The sequence below is a fragment of the Mycolicibacterium cosmeticum genome, assembly GCF_000613185.1.
In the GTDB taxonomy this organism is placed as follows: domain Bacteria; phylum Actinomycetota; class Actinomycetes; order Mycobacteriales; family Mycobacteriaceae; genus Mycobacterium; species Mycobacterium cosmeticum.
Genome location: NZ_CCBB010000001.1, coordinates 788125 through 804419, shown reverse-complemented (window position 1 = coordinate 804419; position 16295 = coordinate 788125). Strand labels below are relative to the sequence as shown.

Genomic DNA, 16295 nt, shown 5'->3' with positions numbered 1-16295 from the left:
ATTTGTGGAGTCGCACCCGTAATCATTACGGGTGCGGCTCCACAAATCACACCAGCCAGGCGGCCGTGTCGGGCGGCAGCAGGCCACCGGTCAGCGGTCCGCTGGCCAGCAACACCTCACCGGCCGGCAAGGTCACCGGCGCCGCACCGGTGTTGAGCACACAGCGCAACCCGCCGTCGCGAGTGAACGCGCCGTCGCGCACCCAGTGCACGCCGCCGTCGAACTCCGGTCGCCGCGAACGTAATTCGATGGCACGACGGTAGAAGTTCAGCGTCGACGACGGATCGGCGTCCTGGCGCTGCACCGTCAAACCGGCCCAGTCCGCGGGCATCGGCAGCCAGGTGTCCGGGTTGGCCGAGAACCCGAACGGCGGCGCGTCACCGGACCACGGCAGCGGCACCCGGCACCCGTCACGGCCGCGCTCGGTGCGCCCGGAGCGTTCCCACACCGGATCCTGGAGCACCTCGTCGGGCAGGTCCACCTGCGGCAGGCCGAGCTCCTCACCGTTGTAGACGAACACCGCGCCGGGCAGCGCCAGCATCACCAGCGCCATCGCCCGGGCCCGGGCCAGCCCCCGCGCGCCACCGCCGTAGCGGGTGACCTCGCGCTCCACATCGTGGTTGGACAGCGTCCAGGTCGGCACGGCACCGGCGAGATCGGCCGCGGACATCGCGTTGTCGATCGCCGCCCGCACCTCGGCGGCATCGAAATCGGCTTGCACCAACCGGAAATTGAAGCCGAGGTGCAGTTCGTCGGGCCGCAGGTATCTGGCGAACCGCTCGTTGCCGTGCACCCACACCTCCCCGACGGCCACCGACTCGGGGTAGTCGTCGAGCACCCGCCGGATGAAGCGGTGGATCTCGTGCACGCTCTCGTTGTCGAAGCGCGGATCGTCCTCTTTGTTGCGCAGCAGCGCGTTGTCGGTCAGCGACATGTCCGGCAGCCCGGGCGGCTTGGCCATCCCGTGCGCCACGTCGATGCGGAATCCGTCGACGCCGCGGTCCAGCCAGAACCGCAGCGTCTTCTCCACGTCCTCGAAGACCTCGGGGTGCTCCCAGTTGAGGTCGGGCTGGGCGCTGTCGAACAGGTGCAGGTACCACTGTCCGTCGGGCACCCGGGTCCAGGCCGGGCCGCCGAACACCGACACCCAATTGTTGGGCGGCGCGTCACCGATGCCGTCGCGGAAGATGAACCGATCCCGCCGCGACGGATCGGCCAGCGCCTCGAGGAACCAGGGGTGCGCGGAGCTGACGTGGTTGGGCACCAGATCCATGGTCACCCGGATGCCGCGGGCGTGCGCCGCGGCCAGCAGCCGGTCCAGCGCGGTCAGGTCACCGAACAGCGGGTCGATATCGCGGGGGTCGGCGACGTCATAACCGTGGTCGGCCATGGGGGAGACCATCACGGGGTTGAGCCACAGGGCGTTCACCCCGAGCGCGGACAGGTAGTCCAGCCGCTCGGTGACGCCGTCCAGGTCGCCCACGCCGTCGCCATTGCTGTCGCGGAACGACCGGGGGTAGAGCTGATAGAAGACGGCGTCGGCCCACCATTCCCGGCGAGCGAAGTGACGGATCATCAGAACGCCGAGTTGACCATCGAGTCGGCGGCCATGGTCAGGTAGTTCAGCAGCATCTGGCGGTGCGCGTCGTCCAGCGTCTGCGCGTCGATCGACGCCACCGCCGTGTGCATGCAGCGCAGCCAGGCGTCACGCTCCAGGAAGCCGATCCGGAACGGCGCATGCCGCATCCGCAGCCGCGGATGCCCGCGTTGGTCGGAGTAGGTGCGCGGCCCGCCCCAGTACTGCTCCAGGAACATCCGCAGGCGTTCCTCGGCCCCGTCGATATCGTCCTCGGGGTACAGCGGGAGCAGGATCTCGTCCTCGCGCACCAGCTCGTAGAACCGCGACACGATCTTGTCGAAGGTGTCGTGGCCGCCGATTTCGTCGTAGAACGAGCGCTCCGGTTGAGTCACGGTGACCATTGTCCAGGATCAGCCGAGGTGTGCTGCCGATAGCCGGGCTAAGCGATCCGTCACCCGATGTTCATCGGACTGACCAGCGAACACCCGCCAAATTACCGTGCGATCGCCGCCGATCCATGGTGGACTGTGCAGCGGAGGACGAATGTCGCAGCGCAAGAAAAGCCCTGCTCGACGAGCGGGCTACCGGTACCCCACGGCCGCGGTCACTCCTGTCGCTGCCCACTCACCGCAGTTCGCCGACGTCCCGCCGGCCGTTCACCCCGCCCCGGTCTGGGGCCGGCGCCGGGTGTTGCTGCTGAACTCCACCTATGAACCGTTGACGGCGCTGCCGATGCGGCGCGCGGTGATCATGCTGATGTGCGGCAAGGCCGACGTCGTGCACGACGACCCGTCCGGGCCGGTCATCCACTCCGCGACCCGGACCATCGTGGTGCCCTCGGTGATCCGGCTGCGCACCTTCGTGCGGGTGCCCTACCGGGCGCGTATCCCGATGACCCGGGCCGCGCTGATGCACCGGGACCGCTTCCGCTGCGCCTACTGCGGGCAGAAGGCCGACACCGTCGACCACGTCATCCCGCGCAGCCGCGGCGGCGAGCACTCCTGGGAGAACTGCGTCGCGGCCTGCTCGTCGTGCAACCACCGCAAGGCCGACCATTTGCTCAGCGAGCTGGGCTGGACGCTGCGGGCGGCCCCGATGCCACCCAAGGGCCAGCACTGGCGACTGCTGTCCACGGTGAAGGAACTCGACCCGGCCTGGGTCAGATACTTGGGTGAGGGCGCGGCGTGAAACGCCCTGCGATACGGTTTGCGTCGTGAGCATTGCACTGACCCATTCCCTGCTCGGCGGGGTCCCGCTGGTGGTGTTCCTGCTGCTGGCCGTCGTGACCCTGTCCCGCAAGGGCCCGCACCCGGCGACCTACAAATTGTCCGAGAAGTGGACGCACGACCCCATCCTGTGGGCGTCGGACGAGCCCGCCGATCATGGCCACGGTGGCCATGGCGGCCACGGATCGCATGTGAACGTGGGAGGTTCCGCAAGTGGCAAGTGGTGATCTGGCGACGACGGACGTGGCGGCCAAGACCGACGTCGAGCTGCCCTACGGCTACGCGCTGACCTCCAGCGGCCGGATCTCGGGTGTCACCGAGCCGGGCGAACTGTCGGTGCACTACCCGTTCCCCACCAAGGACCTCGTGGTCCTCGATGACGCGCTGAAGTACGGCGCACGGGCGGCCAAGGCCCGCTTCGCGGTGTACCTGGGGCCCCTGGGTGAGGACACCGCCGCCACCGCGCGCGAGATCCTGGGCCGGGTGCCGACCCCGGACAACGCCGTGCTGCTGGCCGTCTCGCCGGACCAGCATGTCGTCGAGGTGGTCTACGGCGCCGACCTGAAGGGCCGCGGTATCGAGACCGCCGCCCCGCTGGGGGTGTCTGCCGCCATCGCGTCGTTCAAGCAGGGCAACCTCATCGACGGCCTCATCAGCGCCGTCCGGGTCATCTCCGCCGGCGTTTCCCCGGCCTGAATTTCCTTCCGCGAGCGGCCGCGTTTGCACGCCGACACGCCGTCATGGCTGTGCAAACGGGGCCGCTCGCGTGTTCTTACCCCAGGCCCGCGGTCCTGATCGCGACGTAGCGCTCCAGGAATGCGCGCTCGTCCAGGCGTTTGCGCCGCATCCAGCTGGTCACCTCGTCATTGCACTTGCTGGCATTGCAGGCCGCGCACGCGGGCACCACATTGTCGACGGTGTAGCGACCGCCGCGGGAGATCGCCATGACGCAGTCCCGTTGCAGCGGCTTGCCCGTCGCGCCGCAATAGGCGCAGCCGTTCCATGCCGCCTTCAGCGCGGCCCACTGCTCTTCGGTGAGGTCGTTGACCGCCGCCTTGACCCGGCGGGCTCGCCGGCGCGCCGCGCGAGCTCTCCGACTGTTGGGGGCGGCCATGGCCAGAGCGTAAACACCCCCGGCGAGCGGCCCCGTTTGCACGCGATCTACGGCGTGTCGGCGTGCAAACGCGGCCGCTCGCGGAAGGGAGCTAGCTGATGTCGAAGCTCCGGGCCCGCAGCGCCCGCTCGACACCGGCCCGGCCTTCCAGCACCAGGCGGCGCAGGGCCGGCGGCAACTCGGGGTCGGCCAGGTAGGCATCGGCGGCGTCCAGTCCACCCTGGCTGACATCCCATGACGGGTACAGCCCGATCACCACCGTCTGGGCCACCTCGCTGGAACGCCGCTCCCACACCCCGCCGATGGCGGCGAAGTAGAGGTCCCGGAACGGGGTCAGCAGCTCGGTCTGGCCCGGCTGCACGATGCCGCCGACGATGGCCCGGGTGGTGATGTTGGGCAGCGTGTCGTCCTCGATGACCTGTTGCCAGGCGGCCTCTTTGACCGCCTTCTGCGGACGGGCGGCGGTCGCCGCGGCGGCGTTGCGCCTGCCGGCGGCGGTCGGGTCGCCCGCCGCCTCGGCGTCGATGAACGGCGTGGCGGTCCCGTCGGCGTCGATCGCCCCGGCCGCGGCCAGCGCGGTGACGATGCGCCAGCGCAGGTCGGTGTCGACGACCAGCCCGGCCAGGTTCACCGCGGCCGGCTCGTTGTCCAGCAGGGTGGACAGCACCGCGATGTGGTTCGGTGCGAGCACCGAGGTGCACAACGCGTTGACGAAGGCCAGCTGATGGTCCGAGCCCGGCGCGGATTCCCGCGCCCTGTCCAGCAGTGCGTCACCGAACGCGGGCCAGCCGATCTCCTTGGCCCATACCGGATCCGCATAGGCGTTCAGCGCGGTTTGGGCCTGCAGCAGAAGCCGTTGCGCGACACCGACCTCGGTCTCGGCGTGGATGCCGCTGATGACCAGCGCGACGAAGTCGCGGGCCTTCATCTCGGCCTCGCGGGTCATCTCCCAGGCCGCCGACCAGGCCAGGGTGCGGGGCAGCGGGTCGGCGAAGTCGGCGATCCGGCTCAGCACCGTGTGCAACGAGTCCGGGTCCAGCCGCACCGCGCAATAGGTCAGGTCCTCGTCGTTGACCAGGATGAACTTGCCGCGGGCGGCCCCGACCAGTTCGGCCACCTCGGTGCGCTCACCCTCGACGTCCAACTCGATCCGGTTCACCCGCACCAGCTTCCCGGTGGCGTCGTCGTCGTAGATGCCGACGGCCAGCCGGTGCACCCGGGTCTCACCGGCACCCGGCGCGGCACCGGACTGGGTGATCGCGAACCGGGTGAACCTGCCGTCGGCGTCGACGTCGAAATCCGGACGCAGCGTGTTCAGCCCGGTGGTCTTGAGCCACTGGCGGCCCCACTGTGACAGGTCGCGGCCCGACGACTTCTCCAGGGCGCCAAGCAGATCGCCGAAGGTGGCGTTGCCGAACGCATGATCGCGGAAGTAGTCGCGCAGCCCGGCGAGAAAGGCTTCCAGGCCGACATAGGCCACCAGCTGCTTGAGCACGCTGGCGCCCTTGGCGTAGGTGATGCCGTCGAAGTTGACCTCCACCGCGTGCAGGTCCGGGATGTCGGCGGCGACGGGGTGGGTGGAGGGCAGCTGGTCCTGCCGGTACGCCCAGGACTTCTCGACGTTGGCGAACGTCGTCCAGGCCTGCTTGTACTCGGTGGCCTCGGCCTGGCACAGCACCGAGGCGAAGGTCGCGAAGGACTCGTTGAGCCACAGGTCATCCCACCACTGCATGGTGACCAGGTCGCCGAACCACATGTGCGCCATCTCGTGCAGCACCGTCTCGGCGCGGCGCTCGTAGCTGTAGCGGGTCACCTTGGACCGGAAGACGTAGTCCTCCAGGAAGGTCACCGCGCCGGCGTTCTCCATGGCACCCGCATTGAACTCCGGCACGAACAGCTGGTCGTATTTGCCGAAGGCATAAGGGATTCCGAAGTTGCGGTGGTAGAAGCCGAAGCCCTGCTTGGTCTCGGTGAACAACCGCTCGGCGTCCATGTACTCGGCCAGCGAGGCTCGGCAGAAGATGCCCAGCGGGATCTCGCCGTGCTCGTCGGTGTAGACGTCGTCCCAGCGGGCGTACGGTCCGGCGATCAGGGCCACCAGGTAGGTGCTCATCTTCGGGGTGGTGGCGAAGGTGTGCACGCCGTTCTCCGACGCCACCGTCGCGCCGTTGGAGATCACCTGCCAGTGCGCGGGCGCCGTCACGGTGACGTCGAACGTCGCCTTGAGGTCGGGTTGGTCGAAGCAGGCGAACATGCGCTTGGCGTCGGCGGTCTCGAACTGGGAGTACAGGTAGACCTCGTTGTCGACGGGGTCGACGAACCGGTGCAGGCCCTCGCCGGTGTTGGAGTACCGGCAGTCGGCCTCGACCACCAGGACGTTGGTGGCCTGCACGCCGGTCAGTGCGATGCCGGTGGACTCGTCGTACCCGGACACGTCCAGGGCGACGCCGTTGAGGGTGGCGCTGTGCACCGCGTCGGCGGCGATGTCGATGAACGTCTCGGCCCCGGGCAGCGCGTCGAACGTCACCGTGGTGACGGACCGGAACGTCTTGGTCCCGACCGTCAAGTCCAGATCGATGCGGTAGTTGTCAACGGTGACCAGCGCGGCGCGCTCGGCGGCCTGGTCGCGTGTCAGATTGGGAAGTGCCACTAGATCAACCTAGTCGGAACGGCGACGCCCTGGGGACCGAAGTCCGCCCCGGGAACATCGGTCGCACGCCCGAAGTTGTGTTGGGTGGATTGTCATGCCCACGTCGAGAGGACTCATTCCCATGGCGCAAAAAGATGTCGCAGATTTCTGGTTCGATCCGCTGTGCCCGTGGGCCTGGATCACCTCCCGCTGGATCCTGGAGGTCCAGAAGGTGCGCGATATCGACATCAATTTCCACGTGATGAGCCTGGCGGTGCTCAACGAAGGGCGCGACCTGCCCGAGGAGTACCTGGAGATGATGAAGAAGGCGTGGGGGCCGGTCCGCGTCGCCATCGCGGCCGAGCAGGCCAAGGGGTCGGACATCCTGGCCCCGCTCTACACGGCGTTCGGTACCCGGATCCACAACCAGGGCATCAAGGATTTCGAGGTGGTCATCCGCGAATCGCTGGAGGAACTGGGCCTGCCCGCCGAACTGGCGGAGGCGGCCACCAGCGACAAGTTCGACGAGGCGCTGCGCAAGAGCCACCACGAGGGCATGGACCCGGTCGGGCCGGATGTCGGCACCCCGACCATCCACGTCAACAACACCGCGTTCTTCGGTCCGGTGCTGTCCCGGATCCCGCGCGGCGAAGAGGCCGGCAAGCTGTGGGACGCCTCGGTGATCTTCGCCGGCTACCCGCACTTTTGGGAGCTCAAGCGCACCCGGACCGAGTCACCCGAATTCGACTAGGCGCTGCCCGCCGTCCCACACCTTGTTCGACCGGACGGTGTCGAGCCGGTAATCGGTGACGCGGCTGTCGTAGAGCCGGGCCGCCAGGTCATGGGCTTGGCGGACCGGGTCGCTGGGGTCGTGCACGATTTCGCCTCGGCTGTTGGCGTTGCCCACGACCACGCCGACCAGATCCTGGTTCAGATACCGGGTGAGTTCCTGGAACTGTGCGATCACGCCCTGGGTCGCCCCGAGATAGCTTTCCTCGCAGGAGATCAGGACGCCGACCCGTTTGCCCATGATGCCGTCGACCACCTGTTCCTGTTGCGGTGCGCTGTTGGCGGTATAGCAGAACAGCCGGTCGAAGACCGTCTTGAGCCGGCCGGGCATGCCGTAGAAGTACAGCGGCATCGCGAAGATGATGCCGTCGGCCGGCAGCATCTTCTCCAGCAGCAACTCCTCGTACCGATCGTCCAGTGAGCAGGTGCGGTCCTCCGGGCGGCGGCACTGCCGGCAGTTGCCGAGCAGGCGTTCGACGTAGTCCTGCAGGAAGACGTGCTCGACGTCGTGACCGGTGGAGCGGGTGCCCTCGACCGCGGCGCGCGCCAGCACGTGGGAGTTTCCGTCCTCGCGCGGGCTGGCGCTGATCACCAGGGTCTGCATCATGCGGTCTCCGTCCTGTACAGGTTCTCTACCGTCGGTCAACGCCGGTGACGGCATATCTGTTTCGCCCCGTGTGCGGCGCCGCGGTGTCTTCGGATGTTCATCCGCGGTTCCCTCCGCATGCCTGGCTGTGAACTCTTTGTTCGAACTGCGCACTCCGGGCGGGGATGAGAAAGTACCTCTCATGACAGCGGCCGAACCCACCACCGACGGGTCCTATCGAGACAAGATCGCAGCAGTCGAACCCGGCGGGAACGAGTTCATCGCGGAGGCCGACCGGCACGGTAAACCCAGTCAGTTATTCTGGACGTGGACCTCGCCGAACCTCGAATTCGCCACCATCTTCGTCGGCGTGCTCGCGGTGGCCTACTACGGCATGACGTTCTGGCAGGCCGTCGCCGGCATCGTGGTGGGCACCGGGCTGGGCGCCATCGCGCACTACTTCCTGTCGGCGCGCGGACCGCTGCACGGGGTACCGCAGATGGTGTTGGGCCGGTTGCCCTTCGGGTTCAAGGGCAATGCGGTTCCCGCGGTGCTGATGTCGGTGACCGCCGGCGTCGGTTGGTTCGCCACCAACAGTGTCAGTGGTGCCTTCGCGCTGTCGACCCTGTTCCATATCGGTCCGCTGCTGGCCTTGGTGATCATCGTGGTGGTGCAGACCGCGCTGGCCTTCTTCGGGCACAACCTGGTGCAGGCGTTTGAGCGGTGGGCGTTCCCGGTGCTCGCGGTCATCTTCGTGGTCACCTCGGTGGCCATTCTGGCCAAGTCCCATCCGGGTGCGCCGGCCGTGGAAGGCGGCGTAGGCGGACTTGGTGGCTTCCTCTTGACGGTCGGTACCACGTTCGGTTACGCCGCGGGGTGGACGCCGTACGCCGCTGACTACACCCGCTACCTGCCTTCCCGGGTGAACACCAAGAGCACCGGATGGTTCGCCGCTGCAGGTCTTTTCGTGTCGTGCGTGGTGTTGGAGGTGGTCGGCGCCGCATCGGTGACCATCGGTCCGGCGCTGTCGGAGAATCCCACCGAGGCGTTCACCTCCGAGCTGAGCTCCTGGCTGGCCAAGCTCACGCTGCTGGCCATCGCGATCGGCGCGGTGGCAGCCAATGCGATCAATGTGTACTCGGGGGCCATGGCTTTCGTCACCATCGGGATCAAGCTGCCGCACCACGTGGCCCGCGCACTGGTCACGGTGTTCTTCGGGGTGGCCGGTTTCCTCATCGCCTGGTGGGCGCTGGCCGACGCCGCGGCCAGCTACGAGGCGTTCCTGTTGATCATCGCGTACTGGATCGGGCCCTGGCTGGGCGTGGTGTTCGCCGACCAGTACCTGCGCCGTGGGCAGTCGGTCGCCGGATTCCTGTACGACCGTTCGTATGCGAACTGGCCAGGGCTGTCGGCATTCCTGCTCGGACTGGTGGTGTCGGTGGTGCTGTTCTCCAACCAGGAGAAGTTCGTCGGCTTCATCGCCAAGGCGGCCCCTCAGTTGGGTGATATCACCTTCTTCGTCGGCTTCCTGATCGCCGGTGCGAGCTATCTGGTGCTGTGCCGGTCCAAGGTGGCCGCGGAGCGTGCCCTGGTATGACCCCGGAGCAGATGCTCGACGTCGCGGTCGAGGAGGCTCGAAAAGGCTTGGCCGAGGGCGGTATCCCGATCGGTGCCGCGCTGTTCAGCTCGGACGGGGCGTTGCTGGGCGCCGGGCACAACCGGCGGGTACAGAACGACGATCCGTCGGTGCATGCCGAGACCGATGCGTTCCGGGCGGCGGGCCGCCAGCGCGGCTACCGGTCCACCGTCATGGTCACCACCCTGTCACCGTGCTGGTACTGCAGCGGGCTGGTGCGGCAGTTCAACATCGGCGCGGTGGTGATCGGGGAAGCCCGTACCTTTCACGGCGGCCACGACTGGCTGGCCGAGCACGGGGTGGCGGTTACGCTGCTGGACGACGAACGATGCGTGGCGATGATGGAGGAGTTCATCACCGCCAAGCCGGAACTGTGGGCGGAGGATATCGGCGAATGAGTGCCATTGCGACGGTGGACATTTCCCGTTGGTACGCGGGCGGCCCCGACGCCGACGCGCTGGCGGCCGAGGTGGACGAGGGCCTGCAGCGGGCCGGGTTCATCGTGATCACCGGGCACGGGGTGGACCCGGCGCTGGCCGCCGGTGTCCGGGCCGCGGCCCGGGAGTTCTTCGCCCTGCCCACCGAGGTGAAGCAGCGGTATTCGGTGCCGGTCGGCGGGCACGGCTGGATCGGCCCGGGTGCGGAGGCCAACGGCTATGCCGAGGGCACCGAGACCCCGCCGGACCTGAAGGAGAGCTACAGCCTGGGCGCGGAGACCGCGACCGGTGATCCCGAGGTGGACCGGATCTGGTTCGCGCCCAATGTGTGGCCGGCCGAGGTGCCGCACCTGCAGGGCCTGGTGGCCGAGTACACCGCGCAGATGCGCAAGGTGTCCGACGACCTGTTGGCCCTGTTCGCCTACGCGCTCGGGCTGCCGGCGAATCCCTTTGCCACGCTGGCCGACCGGCCGACGTGGACGATGAACATCAACCACTACCCGCCGGTGAGCGTGGTGGGCGAGCCCGAGCCGGGGCAATTCCGGATCGGGCCGCACACCGATTTCGGCACCGTGACGGTGTTGGACCGCGAGCCGGGCGCCGGGGGACTGCAGGTGTACTCCGAGGCCGAGGGCTGGGAGGACGCCCCGTGGCAGCCCGGCGCGCTCACGGTGAACATCGGTGACCTGCTGGAGTATTGGAGCGGGCGGCGGTGGCCGTCGGGCCGGCACCGCGTGCTGCCGCCGCAACCACATGCGCCGGAAGAGGATCTGGTGTCGCTGATCTACTTCTACGAGGCCAACCACGACGCTCTGGTCACGCCGTTGAAGCCGCCGGTCGGGAAGGTCGCTGGGCTGGATCCCGTGACGTCATCGGCCTTCATCAAGGAACGCCTCGACGCCATCACCATCGGGTAGCGCGGCCTCCACGGCGTCCAGTGCCGCCAATTGTTCGGTGCTGAACTCGATTTCGCCGGCGGCCAGGTTCTGCTCCAGGTGCGCCACCGACGACGTCCCGGCGATCAGCAGGATGTTCGGGGCGTGCGCCAGCAGCCAGGCCAGCCCCACCTGGGTGCCCGTGGCGCCGATCTCGCTCGCGATCCGTTGCACCACAACGTTGTCCGCGACCTTGGGGAAGCCGGGGAACGCCGAGCCCAGCGGAAAGAACGGCACCCAGGCGATGCCCTGTTCGGCGCACAGCGCCAGTTCGTCCTCGTGCGTGCGGTTGATCAGGTTGTAGGCGTTCTGTACGCACACGATCCCTGCGGGCAGTGCGCGGCGCAGCGTGGCCAGGTCGACGTTGCTGATCCCGATGGCGCCGATCTTGCCCTCGTCGCGCAGCGTGACCAGTTCGGCCAGTTGGTCGTCCAGGTCGACGATCTGGTCGCCCTCGGCGATCAGGCCCGGCCCCAGGTCAGCCCGGCGCAGATTCACCACGGGGATCTGTTCCACCCCCAGGCCGGCCAGGTCCAGTTCGACGGCGGCGCGCAGGTCGGCCGGATGCTGGGCCAACGCCAGCGGGAGCGGTCCGGAGGTGGCGGACCGGGCGCCGACCTTGCTGACGATCACCAGGTCGTCGGCGTACGGGGACAGCGCATCCCGGATGCGCCGGTTCACCACGCCGTCGTCGTAGAAGGAGGCCGTGTCGATGTGGTTGACGCCCAGCGCGACGGCCCGGCGCAGCACCGCCACGGCGTCGTCGCGGGGGAGTTCGGGCCCGAGCCCCATGGCGCCGTACCCGATTCGCGCGACGGCGTGCCCGCCGAGGGTGCCGGTACCGCCGGGGTGTGAAGTGGTCATGCTGAGCTCCTGGAATGTCATACTGACAGCGATGCGGAGGAACCTCCGCTTTTACCGTAACAAAACGGAGGTGCCTCCGCTATGGCGGAACGGGTCGATGCCCGGCGCAACCGGGCCCGGCTGCTGACGGCCGCGGCCGCGGCCTTCGCCGCGTCCGACGGGCCGGTCTCGCTGGAGGCGATCGCCCGCGACGCCGGCGTCGGCATCGGCACGCTGTATCGGCACTTCCCGACCCGGGAGGCGCTGATCGAGGCGGTGTACTCCACCGAGCTCGCCGAGGTCGCGGCGTCGGCCGACGACCTGTTGCGGCGGCACCGCCCGGCGCCCGCGCTGCGGCAGTGGATGGACCGGTATGCCACCTTCGTCGCGGCCAAGCGCGGGATGGCCGAATCGCTGCAGGCGATGTTCGCCTCCGGTGTCGTGCAACCCAGCCAGACCAGGGACGCCATCGTCGGGGCGGTGTCGGCCCTGCTCGGTGCGGGCGCGCGGGACGGCAGCCTGCGCGACGACGTCGACCCCGACGACGTCGTCACCAGCATGTTGGGCGTCGTGCTGGCCAGCCGATCCACCCAGCAGGCGGCCCGCCTGCTCGACCTCCTGGTCGACGGTCTGGTGGTGAAACGCTGACAGGTTAGGGTTACCGCCATGCGCGTCTACCTCGGTGCCGACCACGCCGGATTCGAATTCAAGAAAACGATCATCGACCACCTGCTCAAGAGCGGCCACGAGCCGATCGACTGCGGCGCCTACGCCTACGACGCCGACGACGACTACCCGGCGTTCTGCATCGCCGCCGCCGTCAAGACCGTCGCGGACCCGGAGAGCCTCGGCATCGTGCTCGGCGGCTCGGGCAACGGCGAACAGATCGCTGCCAACAAGGTCCCCGGCGCGCGGTGTGCCCTGGCCTGGAGTGTCGAGACCGCGCAGCTGGCCCGCCAGCACAACAACGCCCAGCTGATCGGCATCGGTGGCCGCATGCACACCACCGAGGAGGCGCTGGCCATCGTCGACGCCTTCCTGTCCACCCCGTGGTCGGAAGCCGAGCGGCACCAGCGCCGGATCGACATCCTGGCCCAGTACGAGAAGGACCACATCGCGCCGCCGGTCCCCGGCGCCCCCGCCTGACCCATGGCCTGATCGATGCCAGAGGGGCACACCCTGCACCGGCTGGCCCGGCTGCACCAGAAGCGATTCGGGCGCGCACCGGTGACGGTGTCCAGCCCGCAGGGCAAGTTCGCCGACGCCGCCGCCGTGAACGGACAGGTGCTGCGCAAGGCCGACGCCTGGGGTAAACACCTGTTCCACCACTACGCCGGCGGTGCGGTGGTGCACGTGCACCTCGGGCTGTACGGCAGCTTCACCGAGTGGCCGCTGCCCCCGGAAAGGACCCAGCCGCTGCCGGTGGGCCAGGTCCGGATGCGGATGGTGGGCGCCGAGTACGGCACGGACCTGCGCGGGCCCACCGTCTGCGAGCTGATCGACGAGCCCAGCGTGGACGACGTGGTGGCCCGGCTGGGCCCGGACCCGCTGCGGTCCGATGCCGACCCAGATCTGGCATGGAAGCGAATCGCCAAGTCCCGCAGGACCATCGGCGGACTGCTGATGGACCAGACGGTGCTGGCCGGGGTCGGCAACGTGTATCGCAGCGAACTGCTGTTCCGGCATCGGATCGACCCGTACCGCCCCGGCACCCAGCTCGACGCAACCGAGTTCGGTGACATGTGGACCGATCTGGTGGCGCTGATGAAGGTCGGGGTGCGGCGCGGGAAGATCGTCGTCGTGCGCCCGGAGGACGATCACGGTGCGCCGTCGTACCGGGAGGGCCGCCCGCGCACCTACGTGTACCGCAGGGCCGGTGATCCGTGCCGGGTGTGCGGCACCACCATCCGCACCGCCGAGCTGGAGGCGCGCAACGTCTTCTGGTGCCCGAACTGCCAGTCCTGACCACCGGTCGGGCACGTCGGGGACTTTGACGGGACAATCAGTGCGTGGAACTGATCCTCGTCGTCGTCGGCGCCATCCTGGTCACCGCCATCGCCCACCGCCGCGGCTTCGAACCCGCACTGATGATCGTGGTCGTCGGCATCGCCGTATCGTTCCTGCCGGGATTCGAAGCCCCCGAACTCGATTCACACATCCTGTTGACGGTGGTGCTCCCGCCGCTGCTGTATTCGGCCGCGCTGGACTTCTCGTTCCCGACGTTCCTGCGCAACATCCGCCCGATCCTGGGTCTGGGTGTCGGCCTGGTCGTGATCAGCGCGTTCACCGTCGCCGCGGTGTCCTCCTGGTTGGCCTTGGTGCCGTTGACCTTCGGCACGGCGCTGGTGCTCGGTGCCATCGTGGCGCCGCCGGACGCCGTCACCGCCGTCGCGGTGGGCCGCAAGCTCGGCCTGCCCAAACGCGTGATGGCCATCCTCACCGGTGAGAGTCTGATCAACGACGCCGCCGCGCTGGCGTTGTTCTCGGTGGCCGTCGCGCAGGTGGCCGGCAGCCACACCTTCATCGAAAACCCGTTCCTGCTCTTCGGGTACAGCGCGGTGGTCGGGCCGCTGGTCGGCGCGGCGCTCGGCTACGTGACGCTGTGGATCCGCCGCCGGCTGGCCAACCCGGGGCTGGAGACCGTGCAGGGCCTGGTGGTGCCGTTCGCGGCCTTCATCACCGCCGAGGAACTGCACGCCTCCGGGGTGCTGGCCGTCGTGGTCGCCGGTTTCGTGGTGGGCAACGGGACCCTCGACGCGGGGTATCAGACCCGGCTGCAGGAGCGCTACGTGTGGAACTCCGTCGATGTCCTGCTGGAGGCGTTCGTCTTCGCCTATATCGGTCTGCATCTGCGGTTCGTGCTGGAGGATCTGCGCGAAGCCCACGAGTCACTGGTCGAGGTGGCGATCGCGTCCGCGATCGTGCTGGCGATCGTGCTCGCGATCCGGCCATTGTCGGTGTTCGCGATGTTCGGCCGCAACAAGCTGTTCCGGCACGTGGAGACCCGGCTCAGTGTGCCCGCACCCGAACGCGGCCGCGGCGCGCTGGGTACCCGGCGCAAGCCGCCGGGCAAATGGCGATCACGCATCGACCGCCGCACGCTGTCCTGGCAGGAGAACGTCGTGGTGTCGTGGACCGGGATGCGCGGCGTGGTCACCCTCGCCGCGGCGGCCGCGATCCCCGCGACGACCATCGAAGGTGACCCGTTTCCGGAGCGCGCCACCATCCAGGCCATCGCCTTCGTGGTGAGTGTGGGGACCCTGCTGATCCAGGGCTGGTCGCTGCCGTGGCTGATCCGGCGGCTGCAGCTGTCCCGGTTCAACGACGATCACGCCGCCGACCGGGAAGAGGAGGTCAAGGCCGAACGCGTGGTGCATGCCGCGGCCGACCGGGTGCTCGCGGAGTTCCGCGACAACCCGCCCGAGGGGATGGACCCGCAGGTGCTCGCCGAGATCCGCACGGCGATCGCCAGGCACTCGGAGGATGTCGAGGAGATGCCCGATCCCGAGGCGCCGACCAAACGCGCGAAGGTGTTCTCGGCGCTCTACCGCGACGTGCTCTCGGCGCAACGGGCGGCGCTCATCGCCGAGCGTGACGAAGGCCGGATCGAGGACGAAGCCGTGCGGGCCATGCTGGAGCGGCTGGATCTGCAGGAGGCCGGGGTGTCGTCCCGCCTGGAGAGCCGGCTCTAGCTGCCGCCGCAGCCGCCTCCGCAACCCCCGCCACCACAACTGGACCCGCTGCAACTGGACCCACTGCAGCCGGAATTGCCGCCGTCCCAGCTGCCGCTGCCGGTGTCCCAGACGCCGTCGGAGCCGTTGCCCTGGTCGAAGCCCTGCTGAAAACCCTGATCGAACCCGGCGCCGTAGCCGTTCTCGAAACCCTGTGCGCCGTAATCGACGCCGTGCATGCCGTCGAACAATGCGTCGAACAGCAGTACCGAGCCCACACCCCAGGCGCCGGCCACCAGGGCCGGTTTCCACCAGGGTTCGGAGTACCAGCCGGCGGGCACCGGGCGACCGGCGACGCGGCCGCCGGGGTAGTAGTTGGGGGTGCGCGGCGACGGCGCGGGCGAGGCCTCGATCTGCCTGCCCTCCACCGTGACGCGCCGGTCCTCGGTGACCGCACCGGCCGCCCGCTGACCGCTCAGCGATTCCAGTTCCGGTCCGGGGTCCAGGCCCATGGCAGCCCGGGCGGCGCGGACGTAATAGAGGCCTTCGATGGCGCTCTCCTTGGCCAGTGCGGCTTGGCGGGCCGTGGTGGCCTGGTCGATCTGGGACGAGGCGGCGGTGTAGCGCTCGGAGGCGTCCGCCAGGGCCTGTTTGGAGGCTTGGTCGGTGCCGGTCAGGTTGAACACCTGGCCGCCCAGGCGCTCGATGACCCGGCGGGCATCGGCCTTGGCATCGGCCAGTGTCGCGGCGCTGCGCGTTCCCGCCGCCTTCGAGGAGGTGTACACCAGTAAGCCGATGCCGGCGATGACGAACAGGATGAGGATCAGCAGGATGCCGTTCATGGCGATCA

General features: G+C 68.7%; 18 protein-coding genes. 11 read left to right on the top strand and 7 right to left on the bottom strand.

Annotation, left to right across the window (positions count from 1 at the left end):
* Positions 1–46: 46 nt before the first annotated feature.
* Both BN977_RS03875 and BN977_RS03870 read right to left on the bottom strand, forming a co-directional pair.
* On the bottom strand, positions 47–1576 hold the full coding sequence (locus tag BN977_RS03875; protein WP_036396415.1) for a glycoside hydrolase family 13 protein: 1530 nt from the start codon (positions 1574–1576) through the stop codon (positions 47–49).
* Complete coding sequence (locus tag BN977_RS03870) at positions 1576–1980, bottom strand: globin (protein WP_036396414.1); 405 nt, start codon at positions 1978–1980, stop codon at positions 1576–1578. The genes BN977_RS03875 and BN977_RS03870 overlap by 1 nt, the downstream gene beginning before the upstream one ends.
* A gap of 142 nt (positions 1981–2122) precedes the next feature.
* On the opposite strand from BN977_RS03870, the gene BN977_RS03865 reads away from it, so the two are divergent.
* The 3 genes from BN977_RS03865 to BN977_RS03855 are packed head-to-tail and all read left to right on the top strand — an operon-like array spanning position 2123 to position 3501.
* The gene (locus BN977_RS03865) at positions 2123–2767 is read left to right on the top strand and encodes an HNH endonuclease (RefSeq protein ID WP_024452319.1); all 645 of its coding nucleotides are present in this window, start codon (positions 2123–2125) and stop codon (positions 2765–2767) included.
* A gap of 25 nt (positions 2768–2792) precedes the next feature.
* Positions 2793–3032, top strand: a complete 240-nt coding sequence (gene ctaJ, locus BN977_RS03860) for an aa3-type cytochrome oxidase subunit CtaJ (RefSeq protein WP_024452318.1) — start codon at positions 2793–2795, stop codon at positions 3030–3032.
* Positions 3019–3501 carry a DUF5130 domain-containing protein gene (locus BN977_RS03855; RefSeq protein WP_024452317.1) on the top strand — a complete coding sequence of 161 codons (483 nt, stop codon included), beginning with the start codon at positions 3019–3021 and terminating at the stop codon, positions 3499–3501. Before ctaJ ends, BN977_RS03855 begins: the two co-directional genes overlap by 14 nt.
* 76 nt (positions 3502–3577) lie before the next feature.
* Here the strand turns inward: BN977_RS03855 and BN977_RS03850 are convergent, their stop codons facing one another.
* Both BN977_RS03850 and pepN read right to left on the bottom strand, forming a co-directional pair.
* Complete coding sequence (locus BN977_RS03850; RefSeq protein WP_024452316.1) at positions 3578–3919, bottom strand: HNH endonuclease; 342 nt, start codon at positions 3917–3919, stop codon at positions 3578–3580.
* Between the two features lie 91 nt (positions 3920–4010).
* Positions 4011–6569, bottom strand: a complete 2559-nt coding sequence (pepN, locus tag BN977_RS03845; RefSeq protein ID WP_036396413.1) for an aminopeptidase N — start codon at positions 6567–6569, stop codon at positions 4011–4013.
* 121 nt (positions 6570–6690) lie between these two features.
* Between pepN and BN977_RS03840 the strand changes: the two genes are divergently transcribed.
* Positions 6691–7299 carry a mycothiol-dependent nitroreductase Rv2466c family protein gene (locus BN977_RS03840; RefSeq protein WP_024452314.1) on the top strand — a complete coding sequence of 203 codons (609 nt, stop codon included), beginning with the start codon at positions 6691–6693 and terminating at the stop codon, positions 7297–7299.
* Here the strand turns inward: BN977_RS03840 and BN977_RS03835 are convergent.
* Entirely contained in the window at positions 7282–7944 is a 663-nt protein-coding gene (locus BN977_RS03835; RefSeq protein WP_234709495.1) for a flavodoxin family protein, read from the bottom strand. The genes BN977_RS03840 and BN977_RS03835 overlap by 18 nt on opposite strands.
* Before the next feature lie 181 nt (positions 7945–8125).
* Between BN977_RS03835 and BN977_RS03830 the strand changes: the two genes are divergently transcribed.
* Genes BN977_RS03830 through BN977_RS03820 form a run of 3 tightly spaced genes read left to right on the top strand, consistent with a single transcriptional unit; the run spans position 8126 to position 10913 of the window.
* On the top strand, positions 8126–9520 hold the full coding sequence (locus tag BN977_RS03830) for a purine-cytosine permease family protein (protein ID WP_036396412.1): 1395 nt from the start codon (positions 8126–8128) through the stop codon (positions 9518–9520).
* Complete coding sequence (locus BN977_RS03825) at positions 9517–9957, top strand: nucleoside deaminase (RefSeq protein ID WP_024452311.1); 441 nt, start codon at positions 9517–9519, stop codon at positions 9955–9957. Before BN977_RS03830 ends, BN977_RS03825 begins: the two co-directional genes overlap by 4 nt.
* Positions 9954–10913, top strand: a complete 960-nt coding sequence (locus BN977_RS03820) for an isopenicillin N synthase family dioxygenase (RefSeq protein WP_036396411.1) — start codon at positions 9954–9956, stop codon at positions 10911–10913. Before BN977_RS03825 ends, BN977_RS03820 begins: the two co-directional genes overlap by 4 nt.
* Here the strand turns inward: BN977_RS03820 and BN977_RS03815 are convergent.
* A complete protein-coding gene (locus tag BN977_RS03815; RefSeq protein ID WP_036398393.1) occupies positions 10866–11795 on the bottom strand; it encodes an aldo/keto reductase in 930 nt (309 codons plus the stop codon). The two genes, BN977_RS03820 and BN977_RS03815, sit on opposite strands and share 48 nt — an antisense overlap.
* A gap of 81 nt (positions 11796–11876) precedes the next feature.
* On the opposite strand from BN977_RS03815, the gene BN977_RS03810 reads away from it, so the two are divergent.
* From BN977_RS03810 to BN977_RS03795, 4 genes are read left to right on the top strand one after another with little or no spacing between them, the layout of a single operon-like run.
* Positions 11877–12422, top strand: coding sequence for a TetR/AcrR family transcriptional regulator (locus BN977_RS03810; protein ID WP_036396410.1), 546 nt, complete (start codon positions 11877–11879; stop codon positions 12420–12422).
* An 18-nt stretch (positions 12423–12440) separates the two neighbouring features.
* Positions 12441–12920 (top strand): ribose-5-phosphate isomerase, encoded by a 480-nt coding sequence (locus BN977_RS03805; RefSeq protein ID WP_036396409.1) that lies wholly within the window; start codon positions 12441–12443, stop codon positions 12918–12920.
* Between the two features lie 15 nt (positions 12921–12935).
* Positions 12936–13739, top strand: a complete 804-nt coding sequence (locus BN977_RS03800) for an Fpg/Nei family DNA glycosylase (RefSeq protein ID WP_036396408.1) — start codon at positions 12936–12938, stop codon at positions 13737–13739.
* Between the two features lie 44 nt (positions 13740–13783).
* Positions 13784–15466 (top strand): cation:proton antiporter, encoded by a 1683-nt coding sequence (locus BN977_RS03795; RefSeq protein WP_036396407.1) that lies wholly within the window; start codon positions 13784–13786, stop codon positions 15464–15466.
* Here BN977_RS03795 and BN977_RS03790 read toward each other — a convergent pair.
* Entirely contained in the window at positions 15463–16287 is an 825-nt protein-coding gene (locus tag BN977_RS03790) for a hypothetical protein (RefSeq protein WP_024452304.1), read from the bottom strand. The genes BN977_RS03795 and BN977_RS03790 overlap by 4 nt on opposite strands.
* Between the last annotated feature and the right edge of the window lie 8 nt (positions 16288–16295).